Source organism: Dactylosporangium vinaceum, from assembly GCF_019904175.1.
Taxonomy (GTDB): Bacteria; Actinomycetota; Actinomycetes; order Mycobacteriales; family Micromonosporaceae; genus Dactylosporangium; species Dactylosporangium vinaceum.
The window spans coordinates 11373258-11389229 of record NZ_CP061913.1; the positions used below are offsets into that span (position 1 = coordinate 11373258).

The following is a 15972-nucleotide window of genomic DNA, read 5'->3' on the forward strand; positions in this document are numbered from 1 at the left end:
AGCAAAGCGGACCCGTGCCGATCGGTGCGGGTCCGCTTTGTCGCCCGGGGTGTTCTGCCCCATTGATCTCTGGCACACTCGCCCTGACCCGATCACTCGATCATGGGGGTAATCCTTTCCATGCTGCTCCGCCGCTCGGTGGCTGTGGCGTGCCTGCTCGGTGTGGCCGCGTTGAACCCCTCCGGTTCACCCGCTGCCGCCGCACCGGCTGCCGATCACAAACTCACCCTTCAGCACCTTCCGAAACCGGACCGCTCGCACGAGTACAAAGACGCCCAGTTCGACCCGCACGCCGTGCTGGTGCAGTTCAAGCCCGACGCGTCAGCGGCGAATACGGACCGGGCCGTCAAGAGCCGAAACGCGCATCTGGCGGGTACCGTCGCCGGCACGCGCTACGCGAAGGTCACCACGCCCGGCTCGGCCACCGACCTGCTGCGCGACCTGGGCAAGGACCCCTCGGTCGCCGGCGTTTCCCTCGACTACCGGCGCACGGCCAGCACGACACCGAACGACCCCGGCTACACCTACGGCGACCAGGACTACCTGAAGACGGTCCGCCTGCCGCAGGCGTGGGACCGCTCGATGGGCGGGGCCGACCAGGTCATCGCCGTTGTCGACTCCGGCGTCGACGGCTCCCACCCCGACCTCGGCGGCCGGACCGTCGGCGGCTACAACGCCATCGCGAAGACCACGACGGCGGCGAGCGCCAACACCGACGACTACGGCCACGGCACGATGGTCGCCGGCATCGCCGCCGCCAACACCAACAACGGTGACGGCATCGCGGGCGCGGCCTGGAACGCGCGGATCATGTCCGTCAAGGTCCTCGACAGCCAGGGCCACGGCTTCGACTCCGACATCGCCGCCGGCATCGTCTGGGCGGCCGACCACGGCGCGAAGATCATCAACCTGTCCCTGGGCGGTCCTGGGGACGCGACGGTGCTGCACGACGCCGTCACCTACGCCACCAACAAGGGCTCACTCCTGGTGGTCGCGGCCGGCAACACCGGGGGCAACGCCCCGCAGTACCCGGCGGCGTACCCCGAGGTGCTCACGGTCGCCGCGACCGACTGGGCCGCGAAGCTCGTCGACTTCAGCTCCTGGGGCGACTGGGTCGACGTGGCCGCGCCCGGCTTGAGCATCGTCTCGACCTACCCGGGCCAGCGGTACGCGGTCGGCGACGGCACCTCGTTCGCCGCGCCGATCGTGTCCGGCGTGGCGGCGCTCATGCGCGCCAACAACCCCGCGCTCACCCCGGCCCAGCTGATCGCCACCATCAAGGCGACGGCCCGGGACAGCGGCCCGCGCGGCCTCGACCCCTACTACGGCGCGGGCGTGCTCGACGCGTACGCCGCCACGGGCGGCCCCTGGGCGGCGGAGTTCGCGCAGCCGTCGCTCGGCGCCGGCGAGCCGAACGACGTCCCGGCCCGGGCGACCTCGGTCACGACCACTGCCACCGGCACCTTCGGCATCGAGGGCGACGTGGACTGGTACCGCTTCGACCCCACCGGCGAGCGCACCGTGACAGTCACCGTGACACCGCCGGCGTTCGACGCCAACCGCGGGCAGAACATGGACACGGTCCTGGCCGTGTACGACAAGGACCTCAAGCTGGTCGGCCAGGCGGACAGCCCGGACCCGGCAGTGGCCGAGCAGGTCACCCTCACCGTCGGCGCGGGCGCGTACTACGTGGCCGTCCGCAACTACAACGGTGCCGCCGACGATCGGCCCTACACGGTGGCCATCGCCGACGCGCCGAGCACCCAGTTCCAGCCGGCGCAGTCGACCGCGACGGGCTCCTGGGCGCAGACGGTGGCGATCGGGGACGTGACGGGCGACGGCCGCAACGACGTCGTCCTCGCCACGACGTACTACTTCGACGAGATCAACGACTACAAGCTGTTCGTCTACGCGCAGAACGCCAACGGGACGTTCGCCGCTCCCGCGAAGTACTCGACGCGGCTGGCCTACGGCAACATCGCCGGCCTCGCGGTGCTCGACACGAACGGTGACGGCCGCAAGGACGTGGCGGTCGGCACCGCCGCCGGCGTGCAGATCTTCCGGCAGACGTCGACGGGCACGCTGAGCGACACCGGCCTCGTGGCCGGCACCGAGGGCGCCAGCCGGCTCGCCACGGGCGACCTGGACGGCGACGGCGACGCCGACCTGGTCGTGACCGACACGGCGGGCATCACGCTGCTCACCCAGGGAGCGGGCGGCGCGTTCACCGCATCGTCCGTCTCGGCCGAGGGCGGCCTGGAGCTCGAGGTCGGTGACGTCGACGGCGACGGCCGCAACGACGTGGTCGGCTTCATCGGCACCACCGTGAACGTCTACCACAACACGACGACGGGCTGGACCCGCACCAACCACGAGACCATCCACGGCGACGACTTCGCCCCGATCGCCGGCATCGAGGTCGCCGACGTGACAGGCGACAACAAGGCCGACATCATCGCCACGGTGGGCTACAACCCGCCCTCGGCCCGGGTCAACGTGTTCAAGCAGAACGCCTCGGGCGGGCTCGACACGCCCGCGGTCTACCTCATCCCCGCGGACTCGCCCGGGCCGGTCGAGGCGGCCGACGTGAACGGCGACGGCCGCCTCGACGTCGTCACCGTGCACGGCGGCACCCAGCTGAGCGTGCTCCGGCAGAACACCGACGGCACCCTCGCCCCGGCCGTCTTCTCGCCGGTGCCGTACGCGACGCGCCTGGACGCCCAGGGTCTCGCCCTCGGTGACATCGACGGCGACAACCGCATCGACGCGGTCATGGCCAACTACAACTCCGGGCTCGTCGTGCTCCGGGCCGGGACCGGCCCGACGCCGGGTGGGGCGCAGGCGGCGGTCCGGGCGACGGGCATCGCCGACTTCGCCACCGGGGTCGCGCTTGACGCCAAGCCCACGGTGACGTTCGCCCGGGTGGTGGACACGTCGAAGGTGAAGCTCCTCAACGGGGCCACCGGGCAGGTCGTGCCGGCCGCGGTGTCGTACAACAGCGGCACCGCCACGGCGACGGTGACGCCCTCGGCGGCGCTGCTGGACAACACGCCGTACCGGCTGGTCGTCGAGGGTGAGTTCTCGTCCACGTTCCGGACGGTCGACACGGCCCCGGCCGCGGTCACCAACCTCCAGGCCAACGGCACCACAGCGGTCGTCTCCTGGACGGCTCCGGCCGTCACCGACCTGGACCAGGTAATCGTGCGGGCGGCGGCCGGTGCCACCGCTCCGGACTCGGTCACCGCCGGCTTCGGGCTGTACGCCGGCACCGGCACGAGCTTCACCGCGGCGAACCTCAAGCCCGGCGTCGCGTACACGGTGCGGGCGTTCACGCGGGACCGCTCGGGCAAGGTGACCGCGGGTCCGTCGGTGTCGTTGACCGTCAACGCGTACAAGTTGAAGGTCGACTTCAACGGTGACGGGAACACCGACGTGGCCGGGATCGACGCGAACAGTGACATCAAGCTGTACAAGGGTGACGGCACCGGCAAGCTCGTCGGCAACGACGGGTACATGTGGCCGGCCGGTGGGTTGTGGAACGGGTTCAAGCACATCGTGGCCGCGGACTTCAACGGCGACGGGAAGGTCGACATCGCGGGTATCGACGCGAACAACGACATCAAGCTCTACACCGGCGACGGCGCCGGGAAACTCGTCGGCAACGGCTCCTACATGTGGCCGACCGGTGGGCTGTGGGGCGGGTTCAAGAAGATCGTCGCCGGGGACTTCAACAACGACGGCAAAGTCGACATCGCCGGCATCGACGCGTTCAGTGACCTGAAGCTCTACACCGGTGACGGCACGGGCAAGCTCGTCGGGAACGGCTCCTACATGTGGCCGACCGGCGGGCTGTGGAACAGCTTCAAGCACATCGAGGCGGCCGACTTCAACACCGACGGCAAGACCGACGTCACCGGCATCGACGCCAACAACGACATCAAGTACTACACCGGCGACGGCACCGGCAAACTCGTCGGCACCGGCGCCGCGATGTGGCCGACCGGCGGCTTGTGGGCCGGGTTCAAGTGGATCGTCGCCGGGGACTTCAACAACGACGGCAAAGCCGACATCGCCGGCATCGACGCCAACAACGACATCAAGTACTACACCGGCGACGGCACCGGCAAACTCGTCGGCAATGGTTTCCCGATGTGGCCGCAGGGCGGCCTCTGGGTGGGTTTCAAACAGCTGACCTGACCTTGCGTCGGTAAAGCGGATGCGGGCCCGTGCCAATCGGCACGGGCCCGTTTCGTGAGTAATCAAAAATCTGGCAGACTCTCATTCGCCCGAACATCGATCATGGGGGTATTGATGCTGCTTCGCCGCATGGCGGCGGTGGCGAGCGTCCTGGCCGCGGTGACCCCGCTGGGCCCGGCCGCGTTCGCCGGACCGCCCGCCGGGGACCGGCTCGACGTGCGGAGTCTGCCGCGGCCGCAGCGCTCGTCCGGCGATCTCGGGCCGGTCTTCGACCCGCACGCGGTGCTTGTGCAGTTCAAGCCGGACGCGTCCGCGACGGCCGTGGATCGCGCGGTCAAGGGTCGCAATGCGCAAATGGCGGGAAACGTGGCCGGCACCCGATTCGTCAAGGTGACGACCGCCGGTCCGGCCGCCGATCTCGCCCGCGAAATCGCCAAAGATCCCGCGGTTTCCGGCGTTTCCCTGAATTACCGGCGAAAAGCGAACTCGACCCCCAATGATCCGGGATATACGTTCAATGACCAGGATTACCTGAACACGGTCCGGCTCCCGCAGGCGTGGGACCGGTCGATGGGCTCGTCCGACCAGGTCATCGCCGTGGTCGACGGCGGCGTCGACGGCACCCACCCCGACCTCGTCGGCCGGGTCCTGGCCGGCTACGACGCCATCGCCAACACGGCAATCGCGGCCGGGGCCAACAGCGACGGCAACGGGCACGGCACGATGGTGGCCGGCATCGCGGGGGCGAACACCAACAACGGGGCCGGCATCACGAGCGTGGCCTGGAACGCCCGGATCATGCCGGTGAAGGTGCTCGACGCGGCAGGCAGCGGCTACGACTCGGACATCGCCGAGGGCGTCGCCTGGGCGGCCGACCACGGCGCGAGGATCATCAACATGTCGCTGGGCGGGCCCGGGGACTCCCAGGTGCTGCACGACGCGGTCACCTACGCCACGAACAAGGGCGCGCTCATCGTGGCGTCGGCCGGCAACGACTTCGACGACACGGTCCAGTATCCGGCGGCCTACCCGGAGGTCTTGGCGGTCGCCGGGACCGACGCGAGCGGGAAGGTCACCGACTTCAGCTCGCGCGGCGACTGGGTCGACGTGGCCGCGCCGGCCTTCGGCATCGTCTCCACCGGCGCCGACCACGGCTACTTCAAGGGCAACGGCACCTCCTACTCGGCGCCGATCGTGGCCGGCGTGGCCGCACTCATGCGCGCGAACAACGCGGCCCTGACCCCGGCCCAGCTCATCGCCACCATCAAGGCCACGGCCCGCGACGCCGGCCCCCGCGGCCTCGACCCGTATTACGGTGCCGGGCTGCTTGACGCCTTCGCCGCCGTCGGTGGTGCCTGGGCGCCCGAGCTCCCGCTGCCCGCGCTCGGGGCCAACGAGCCAAACGACGTCCCGGCCCGGGCGACGGTGTTCACGGGCTCGGCCACCGGCACGATCGGCGTCGAGGGCGACGTCGACTGGTACCGCTTCGACTCCACCGCCGCCCAGTCGGTGAGCGTGCGCGTGACCCCGGCCGGCAACGACGTGAACTTCGCGCAGAACCTCGACGCGCTCGTCGAGGTCTACGACCACGACCTGCGCGTGGTCGGCACGGCGAACGCCGCGACGAGCGGCGGCGTGGAGAACGTCTACGTCACGCTCGGCGTCGGCACGTACTACGTCGCCGTGCGCAACTCCAACGGCGCGGCGGACATCCGCACCTACACGGTCGCGGTGGTGGCCGTGCCGAGCACCGTCCTCGCCGACTTCTACGATCTGCCGGTGCCGGCCGGGCTCAAGACCGTGGCCGCCGGCGACGTCACCGGAGACGGGCGCACCGACGTCGTCGCGGTGACCGGCACCACCGCCCAGTCCGCCGACGCCCGGAAGCTGCTCGTCTTCGCCCAGGGCCGATACGGCGCGCTCGCCCGGCCGGCGATGTACCCGACCCAGCTGCAGTCCACCGACGTGGGCAACGGCCTCGCGCTGCTCGACACGAACGGCGACGGCCGCCGCGACGTGGCTCTGGCCACCGCGGCCGGCGTGCAGCTCTTCCGGCAGGCGGCGGACGGCCGGCTGACCGACAACGGGCTGCTGGCCGGGACCGCCGGCGCCTGGCACCTGGCCGCGGCCGACATGGACGGCGACGGCGACACCGACCTGGTCGTGATCGGCTCCGCGGGCATCCTCCTGCTGAGCCAGGACCCGGCCGGCACCTTCACCGCGTCGACAGTGGCGACGGGCACCGCCCAGGACGAGGAGGTCGAGGTCGGTGACGTCGACGGCGACGGCCGGCCCGACATCGTCAGGCCCCGCAGCGGCGTGGTGAACGTCTTCCACAACAGCGCTTCCGGCTGGAGCCGCACCGATCACAGCCCGGCCACGACGGGCCCGGCCATCGCCGGGGTCGAGGTCGCGGACGTGACGGGCGACGGCCGGGCCGACATCGTGGCCACGATGAACGTCAACGGGGCCGGCGCGAAGGTCGACGTGTTCGCGCAGGACGGCGCCGGCGGGCTCGCGGCCGCGGTGGAGTACGCGACGGCGGCCTCGCCCATGGCCGTCGAGGCGGCCGACCTGACCGGCGACGGCCGCAGCGACGTCATCGCCGTGCACGGGTCCGGCTCGGGCAAGGTGAGCCTGCTGAGCCAGAAGGCCGACGGCACGCTCGACGCGGCCGCGGCCTTCACCACGCCGGCCGTCGGCGCCTACGACCCGCAGGGCCTGGTCCTGGCCGACGTCAACGGCGACAACCGGCCCGACGTGGTCACGGCCGACGTGGGCCGCGGGCTGCGCGTGCTCTACGACACGGCCGGCTTCGCGCAGGGCGGCGAGACGGAGTGGGTGAAGTCGCTCGGGATCGCCGACTTCGCCACCGGGGTCGCGCTCGACGCGGTGCCGACGATCACATTCGCCCGGGCCGTCGACCCGGCGAAGGTCAAGCTCGTGAGCGGGGCCACGGGGCAGGTCGTGCCGGCCGCGGTGACCTACGACGCCGGGACCTTCACGGCGACGGTGACGCCTTCGGCCGCGCTGCTGGACAACACCGGCTACCGGCTGGTCGTCGAGGGTGTGTTCACGTCCACGTTCCGCACTGTCGACACGGTCCCCGCCGCGGTGACGAACCTTCAGGCCAACGGCGGGACCGCGGTGGTCTCCTGGACGGCGCCGGCCGTCACGGACCTCGACCAGGTGGTGATCCGGGCCGCGGCCGGCGCGACGGCGCCGAGTTCGGTCACCGCCGGGATCGGGCTGTACGCCGGCGCGGGGACGAGCTTCACGGCGGCGAACCTGACGCCGGGCACCGCGTACACGGTGCGGGCCTTCACCCGCGACCGCTCGGGCAAGATCACCGCGGGGCCCTCGGCTTCGTTGACCGTCAGCGCGTACAGACAACGGGTCGATTTCAACGGGGACAGCTTCACCGACATCGCCGGCATCGACGCCAACAACGACATCAAGCTCTACACCGGCGACGGTACGGGAAAGCTCACCAACGGCGGCGCGATGTGGGCGACCGGCGGTCTGTGGGCCGGGTTCAAACACATCGTCGCCGGAGACTTCAACAACGACGGCAAAGTGGACATCGCGGGGATCGACGCGAACAACGACATCCGGCTCTACACCGGCAACGGGACCGGCCAGCTCGTCGGCACCGGTGCCGCGATGTGGCCGACCGGCGGCCTCTGGGCCGGGTTCAAGAAGATCGTGGCCGGCGACTTCAACGGCGACGGCAAGGTCGACATCGCCGGCATCGACGCGAACAACGACCTGAAGCTGTACCTGGGCAACGGCGCCGGCAGCCTCGTCGGGCCGGGCTCGGCCATGTGGCCGACCGGCGGTTTATGGGCCGGGTTCAAGCACATCGAGGCGGCCGACTTCAACGGCGACGGCAAGGCCGACATCGCCGGAATAGACGCCAACAACGACATCAAGCTCTACACCGGCAACGGGGCCGGGCTGCTCGTCGGCACCGGCTCGGCGATGTGGCCGACGGGCGGTCTGTGGGCCGGCTTCAAGTACATCGTGGCCGGCGACTTCACGAATGACGGCAAGGCCGACATCGCCGGGATCGACGCCAACAACGACCTGAAGTACTACACCGGCGACGGCACCGGCCAGCTCGTCGGCTCCGGCAACGCGATGTGGCCGCCGGGCGGGATGTGGGTCGGCTTCAAGCAATTGACGTGAAGTGCGAAGGGCCCGGGCCGATCGGCCCGGGCCCTTCCTGGTTCTGCGGTGCGAATCGGATGGCGGCTCAGGTCAGGTGCTTGAAGCCGTTCCACAGGCCGCCCGGCGGCCACATTGCCCAGCCCGGGGCGACCAGGGAGCCGGCGCCGTTGCCGGGGTACACCTTGATGTCGCTGTTCGCGTCGATGCCCGCGATGTCGGCGTTGCCGTCGTTGTTGAAGTCACCGGCGACGATGTACTTGAAGCCGGCCCACAGGCCGCCGGTCGGCCACATCGCCGCGCCGGTGCCGACGAGCAGCCCGGCACCGTTGCCGGTGTAGTACTTGATGTCGTTGTTCGCGTCGATGCCGGCGACGTCCACCTTGCCGTCGTTGTTGAAGTCGCCCGCCTCGATGTGCTTGAAGCCGGCCCACAGGCCGCCGGTCGGCCACATCGCCGAGCCCGGCCCGACGAGGCTGCCGGAGCCGTTGCCCGGGTACAGCTTGATGTCGCTGTTCGCGTCGATGCCCGCGATGTCCGTCTTGCCGTCGTTGTTGAAGTCGCCCGCGACGAGCTTCTTGAACCCGGCCCACAGGCCACCCGTCGGCCACATCGCGTTGCCGTTGCCGACGAGCTGCCCGGCACCGTTGCCGGTGTAGTACTTGATGTCGCTGTTCGCGTCGATCCCGGCGATGTCGACCTTGCCGTCGCCGTTGAAGTCGCCGGCGACGATGAACTTGAACCCGGCCCACAGGCCGCCGGTCGGCCACATCGCGCCGCCCTCGGCCAGGTGGCCGGTCCCGTCACCGGTGTACAGCTTGATGTCGTTGTTCGCGTCGATCCCGGCCACGTCGGTGAAGCCGTCACCGTTGAAGTCGACGCGGGCGCGGTACGCCGTCACCGTCAGCGGCACTGTCGGACCGGCGGTGACGGTGCCGCTCCAGTCCTTGGTGAACGCCTGGAGGGTGTACGCGGTGCCGGGGATCAGGTTCGCCGCCACGATGCTCGTCCCGGTGCCGGCGTAGATGCCGATGCCGGCGGTCGCCGAGCCCGGCGCGGTGGTCCCCGGCACTGCCCGGACGATTACCTGCTGCAGGTCCGTGACCGGCGGGATCGTCCAGGACACGACGCCCGTGGCGCCGTTGGCCTGCAGGTTGGTCACTGCCGGCGGCGCCGTGTCGACGGTGCGGAACGTCGACGTGAACGGCGTGCCGTCGACGACGAGGCGATACGGCGTGTTGTCCAGCAGGGCCGCCGCGGGGGTAAGCGTCGCGGTGTTGCTCGGCGCGTCGAACGACACCGTGGCCGGCACCGTCTGGCCCGTGACGCCGTCGACCAGCCGCACGGCCGAGGCGTCCACCGTCCGGGCGAACGTGACCGACGGCTGGGCGTTCAGCGCCACACCCGTCGCGAAGTCGGCGATGCCTGTCGTCTTCACCCACGCCGCGTCGGTGCCCGGCGTCGGGCTGGCCGACCCGGTCGCGGACTCCACCGCGACGGTGTAGTTGCGGCTGTCGGCGGCGCCGTTGTAGCTGCGCACCTTGACGTAGTAGGTGCCGACGCCGACCGTGAGGTTGACGATCTCGGTGGCCGCCGGGTCGTTGCTGTCGGCCGCGCCCACGAGCTTCAGGTCCTGGTTGTAGACCTCGACGACCGGGTCGAAGTTCTGCGGCCAGTTGACGTTGTACGCCGCGGGGGTCACGCGAACGTTCACCGCGCGCTGGGTGGTGGAGTCGTAGCGGTACCAGTCGACGTCGCCTTCAATGCCGATCTGCCCGCTGATCGAGCTCGTGAACGCCGTGGCCCGGGCCGGGACGTCGTTGGGCTCGTTCGGACCCGCGCTCCTCTGCCCGACCAGCCGCGGGTCGTTGCCGCCCACGGCCCGGTAGGCGTCGAGGACACCGGCGCCGTAGTACGGGTCAAGGCCCTGCGGGCCGCCGTTCTCGTCGGCCGTCGCCTTGATCCGGCTGATGACCTCGGCCGACGTGAGCGCCGGGAAGTTGGTGCGCACGAGCGCGGCCACGCCCGAGACGAGCGGCGCACTGAACGACGTGCCGTCGCCGCTGAAGTACTGCTGGGCCGGGTAGGTGGAGATGATGCCCCAGCCGGGTGCGGCCACGTCGACCCAGTCGCCGTAGGAGCTGAAGTCGGTCAGCTTGCCGGCGCCGTCGGTCGCGGCGACCGCGAGGGCCTCCGGGTAGGCGGCCGGGTACTGCAGCGTGTCGTTGCCGTCGTTGCCGGCCGCGACGACGACCACCACGCCCTTGTTCGCCGCGTAGGTGACAGCGGTGTGCAGGGCCGCGTTGTCCCCGGGCCCGCCGAGCGACAGGTTGATGATCTTCGCGCCGTGGTCGGCCGCCCAGGTGATGCCCTCGGCGATGTTGGAGTCGGTGCCGTCACCGTTGCTGTCGAGCACCTTGACCGGCAGGACGCGGGCGTCCCAGGCCGCACCGGCGACGCCGATCCCGTTGTTGGTGGCGGCCGCGGCGATCCCGGCCACCATCGTGCCGTGCCCGTTGTCGTCGCTGTTGGTGTTGGCGGCGATCGCCGTGTGGGTGATCGCGTTGTACCCGGCCAGCACGCGCCCGGTCAGGTCCTGGTGCGTCCCGTCGACGCCGGTGTCGAGCACGGCGATGACCTGGTCGGCCGAGCCGTGCGAGCGGTCCCAGGCGGCCTGCATGTGGATCTGGGTCATGTAGGCGGCCTGGCCGCTGCCCCCGAATGCGGGGTCGTTCGGCGTCGTGTAGCTGGCCTTGCGCCGGTAGTCGAGCGAGGCGCTCGCGACCGCCGGGTCCTTCTGCAGCTCGGCGAGCAGGTCGGCGGCCGAGCCGGCGGTCGTCACCCGGACGAACCGGGTCCCCGGCACTGACCCCGCCACCTGCGCGTTGCGGCTCTTGACCGCCCGGTCGGTGCTGGCCGCCGAGGCGTCCGGCTTGAACTGGACAAGCACCGCGTGCGGGTCGAACGCCGGCTGGCGGCTGACGTGCGAGCGGTCCAGTGCGGGCAGCTTCTTGACGGGGAGTTTGTCCTCGGTGGGCGGCGCGGCCGACGCGGCTGATCCCAGCGGGACCGCCACAGCCAGCACGCACGCCGCAACCACCGTACGGCGGAGCAGCATGAATACCCCAATGATCGATTGATCAGGCGAGGGAGAGTCTGCCAGAGATCGACGGCGCGCGACGCCCCGCCCGCGCATCCATCGGCGAGACCGGTGGCGGCGCTGTCGATTCGTCGGGCGGCAGGCGAGGTCGCCCGCCGCTGGTCGGAGGTCGGGTCAAGCGGTGAACGGGTCACGCCAGGGTCGGCGCGACTTCCCGGACGCGATCCTCGGCTTCGGGCTGATCCGGACCGCCGGCCGGGGTGGCGGCGAGCAGCGCGGCTTCGACCCGGCGGTTGCTGGTCATGGACGCCGTGACGGCGGTCATGGTGAGCAGAAGGCCGGCTGCGGTGTAGAGCGGGGTGCGCACGTCGAACGCGGAGGCCAGCCAGCCGCCGAGGAAGGCGCCGAGCGGGGCGGCGCACATGGCGAGCATGCGGGAGGTGGAGGCGACCCGGCCCATCAGGTGGGCGGGGACGATCGCCTGGCGCAGGGAGGGTGCGAGCACCATCGTGGCGCCCATGCCCGCGCCGCAGACGGCGAGCGCGAGGCCGGCGACGTACGGGTTCGGGGCGGCGGCCAGGCCCAGGATGGCGAGCCCCTCGACGGCGGCGGTGACGGTCAGTGCGGTGCCGGTGCCGAGTCGCCGGCCGAGGGTGGAGGCGATGCCCGCGCCCAGCAGGCCGCCGGTGGCCTCGGCCGTCAGGAGCAGGCCGAAGCCGTAGGTGTCGATGCCGAGGCGGTCGTGGGCGAAGAGGGCGAGGACCGTCTCGATGGCGACGAAGGCGATGTTCCCGACCGCTGGGCGCAGCGCGAGCCCGAGCAGCACCCGGTCCCGAAAGACGTACGAGGCGCCGGCCCGCGCCTGCCGCAGCAGCGACTCCCGGGCCGGCGTCGCGGGCCGGGGCACGGCCGGAAGTGACCGGACGAGCAGCGCGGAGAGCGCGAACGACACCGCGTCGGCGAGCAGCGGGACCGCTCGCCCGAGCGCGAGCAGGGCGCTGCCCGCGGGCGGCCCCACGAAACCGGACATGGCGGTCTGGGCTCCGCGCAGGCGGGAGTTGGCTCGCTCCAGGAGCACGGGCTTGCGGTCCAGCAGGTCCGGCAGGTAGGCCGTGGCGGCCGTGTCGAAGAAGAGGCCGCCGACGCCGAGCAGGAAGGCGACGACCGCGAGCAGCGGGATGCTCAGCACGTCGAGCGCGGCCGCCGCGGCCGGTATCGCGAGCAGCAGCGCACGCGCGGCGTCCGTGACCCACATCGTGTGCCGGCGGTCCCAGCGGTCCACCAGCGCACCGCCGAGCACCCCGAACAGCAGCCACGGCAGTGTCCCGGCGGCCGTGACGACGGCGAGGGCCATCGGGTCGCGCGTCAGCGTCAGCGCGAGCAGCGGCAGCGCGGCGTGTGTCACCCCGTCGCCGAGCGATGAGATCGTCTGTGCGCTCCACAGCCGCCCGAACCCGGTCGGCAGCTTGCGAGTGTCCGCGCTCATTCGGCGCCCCCTTCGGCCTGCTCACGCCACGCCGGGTGGAACAGCGCGAAGACGAGCGACGCGTCGGGCAGCGCCGGGTCGGACAGCTTCCGGTACTCGTCGGCAAGCGCGTGCAGCCGCGCCCCCAGCTCCGCGAACTGTTCCTCGGTGAGCCGCAGATGCGCCATCCGCACGTGCCGGACGCCATCCGCCGGCGACGCCTCCAGGTCCGCCACGGCGTGGCGCATCAGCACGTCCGGCCCGCCCTCGCCCGGGTCGGGCAGCTCGATCGACCGGGCGGCCATCGCGTAGTACCGCTCGACGACCCCTCGCACCTTCCGCGTCCGGACCACCTTCACCAGGCCGGCCCGTTCGAGCAGCCGCACGTGATAGCTGGAGCTGCCCTTGGCCAGCCCCACCCGCTCGGCGATCTGCGTGATCGTTGCCGGCTCGAAGCGGAGCACGGCCATGATGCGGTGCCGCGTGAGATTGGAGACGGCACGCAGCTGCTCGTCGGTCGTGACGTGGAACGTCTCGGGCAGATCCTCGGTGGGCATGCACTCAATGGTCAACGATTCTTGACCATTGCGCAAGAGGGTGCGGTGCGCGTCTTCACAGCGGCGCTCAGAACTCGGCGCAGGCGACCGGTGACAGGCGCATATGGCGGGCGGCGCCGGCGCGGGCCCCGGCAAACGAAGGTCGGCCCCCTTCCGGTCCACTGTGGACGAGAACGAACGGCGGCCTGAGCGCCGTTCTAACAGTCGTCTCAGATTCGGTCGATATGAAAGTCGGGACCGGATAAGCGATGCGACCGTATGTGGGAGGCTAGTGATGGCAGGCGATGCAGCACCGTCCGGAGAAGCACCGGCCGGCCGGTTGGCCGGCCGGTGGGTGCCGTGGCTGGTGATCGGCTTGTGGGTGGCGCTGGCGGCGGTCATGGTGCCGCTGAGCGGAAGGTTGAGCTCGGTCACCAAAGACAGGGCCGTGGACGCCTTGCCCGCCAGTGCCGAGTCCACCAAGGTGGCGGCGTTGGAGGACAAGCTTCCCGGTGGTGAAGAGAACACGTTCGTCTTCGTGTACCACCGTGCTGGCGGCTTGACCGCCGACGACAGTGCGGCGGTCGAGCGTCATTACAACACCTTGGCCAAGCAGTACCCGCCGAAGGTGGCGCCGCCGGCCGGCGAGAACGACGCGGGTGCGCCGACGCAACGCTCCGACGACGGCAAGGCGATGGTGTTCACCCTCAACGTGAGCACGACCTACGGCGAACCAGCGGTCCTCATCGGCCCGATGCGTGACGCCGCGAAGGATCGCCCCGCCGGCCTGGACCTCGACGTCACCGGCCCGGCCGGGATCGACGCCGATATGGACGCCGTCTTCGACGGCATCGACGTGCAGGTCTTCCTTACGACCATCATCGTGGTCACCGTCCTGCTCATCCTCACCTACCGCAGCCCGGTGTTGTGGATCATCCCGCTGGTGGCCGTGGGGGTGGCCGCGCTGACCGCGATGGCGACCGTCTACCTGCTCGTCAAGGGCTTCGGCATCGTGATCAACAGCCAGAACTCGGCGCTGCTGACGATCCTGGTGTTCGGCGTCGGCACGGACTACGCGCTGCTGCTCATCGCTCGATATCGGGAGGCACTGCACCACCACGAGAACGTCCGGGTCGCGATGGTCCACGCACTGCGCGGCGCGGCGCCGGCCATCATCGCGTCCGCGGCCACCGTGGTCGCCGGCATGCTTTGCCTGCTCGCCGCGGACCTGAACGAAACCCGCGGGCTGGGCCCGATCGGTGCCGCCGGCATCCTCTGCGCCCTGGTGGCCATGCTGACGCTGTTCCCGGCGGTACTCGTGGTGCTCGGCCGGCGGATCTTCTGGCCGGCCATCCCACACTTCAACACGGCAATGCAGGAGAAGCCGGGGCCGTGGGGACGGCTCGGCACCGCGATCAGTCGCCGCCGGTGGGTGGCGACGCTCGCTTCGCTCGGAGTCCTTGGCGTGCTCACCGTCGGGCTGGCGGGCAACACAAGCATCCTGCGGGAGCAGGACCAGTTCCTGTCCACGCCGGAGTCGGTCACCGGCTTCACCGTTTTGCGTCAGCACTTCCCGGAACTCGGCGGCCAGCCGATGACGGTCTTCACGCGGGCGGCGTACCAGGAGCGAGTCCTCAACGTCGTCAAGGGCGTCCCCGGTGTGGCCCAGGCCCACCCGGGTGAGACCAAGGAGGGCTGGGTCGACATCTCCGTGTACCCGACCGACGCGCCGGACACCACCGCGGAGTACGACACGATCAAGCGGGTACGCACCGCCGTGCACACGGTGAACGGGGCGGAAGCGATCGTCGGCGGGCCGAGTGCGGAGCACCTCGACACCGACATGACCACCAGGCGCGACCAGAAGGTGGTGATCCCGCTGGTGCTCGCCGTCGTCCTCATCATCCTCGGGCTGCTGCTGCGCGCAATCGTCGCCCCGCTGGTGCTGATGGCCACCGTGGTCGTCTCATTCGCCGCAGCCTTCGGCGGCAGCGTGTTCGTCTTCGACACGATCCTCGGGTTCAAGGGCATCGACTATTCGGTGCCGTTGCTGGCCTTCATGTTCCTGGTGGCGCTCGGCGTCGACTACAACATCTTCCTGACCCACCGGGCCCGGGAGGAGGCCGTGCGCCTTGGCACCAGAGACGGCATGCTCAAAGCCCTCTCCGCCACCGGCGGCGTGATCACCTCGGCCGGCCTGGTCCTGGCGGCCACGTTCGCGGTCCTCGTCTCACTTCCGCTGGTGATGCTGGTCGAGCTCGGGTTCCTGGTCGCCTTCGGCGTGCTGCTCGACGCCCTGCTGGTGCGGTCGGTCCTGGTGCCCGCCCTCACCCTGCTGATCGGCCGACGCATCTGGGCGCCGAGCCGGCTGTCCCGTCCAACGGCGCAGCCGCCGACCGCGCAGCAGTCGCTCGCCGACGACGGGGAGCCCGCGCTGCAACGGTGAACGCAGCGGTACTGACGAGATCCGGGACGGGCCTGCGCCCGTCCCGGATCTTCATCGTGAC

6 protein-coding genes are annotated in these 15972 nt (G+C 70.8%); 3 read left to right on the forward strand and 3 right to left on the reverse strand.

Going from position 1 to position 15972, the window contains the following annotated elements:
• Positions 1–102: 102 nt before the first annotated feature.
• Complete coding sequence (locus Dvina_RS51210; RefSeq protein WP_223099438.1) at positions 103–4197, forward strand: FG-GAP-like repeat-containing protein; 4095 nt, start codon at positions 103–105, stop codon at positions 4195–4197.
• Between the two features lie 114 nt (positions 4198–4311).
• Entirely contained in the window at positions 4312–8385 is a 4074-nt protein-coding gene (locus tag Dvina_RS51215; RefSeq protein WP_246656699.1) for an FG-GAP-like repeat-containing protein, read from the forward strand.
• Between the two features lie 67 nt (positions 8386–8452).
• Here the strand turns inward: Dvina_RS51215 and Dvina_RS51220 are convergent, their stop codons facing one another.
• The 3 genes from Dvina_RS51220 to Dvina_RS51230 form a co-directional block, all read right to left on the reverse strand.
• Positions 8453–11449, reverse strand: a complete 2997-nt coding sequence (locus tag Dvina_RS51220; RefSeq protein ID WP_223099440.1) for a S8 family serine peptidase — start codon at positions 11447–11449, stop codon at positions 8453–8455.
• 205 nt (positions 11450–11654) lie between these two features.
• Positions 11655–12950, reverse strand: a complete 1296-nt coding sequence (locus Dvina_RS51225; protein ID WP_223099441.1) for an MFS transporter — start codon at positions 12948–12950, stop codon at positions 11655–11657.
• A complete protein-coding gene (locus Dvina_RS51230; protein ID WP_223099442.1) occupies positions 12947–13486 on the reverse strand; it encodes a transcriptional regulator in 540 nt (179 codons plus the stop codon). The genes Dvina_RS51225 and Dvina_RS51230 overlap by 4 nt, the downstream gene beginning before the upstream one ends.
• Positions 13487–13649: 163 nt before the next feature.
• Here Dvina_RS51230 and Dvina_RS51235 point away from each other — a divergent pair, with 163 nt between their 5' ends.
• Positions 13650–15911, forward strand: coding sequence for an MMPL family transporter (locus tag Dvina_RS51235; RefSeq protein WP_246655862.1), 2262 nt, complete (start codon positions 13650–13652; stop codon positions 15909–15911).
• The last annotated feature ends 61 nt before the right edge of the window (positions 15912–15972 follow it).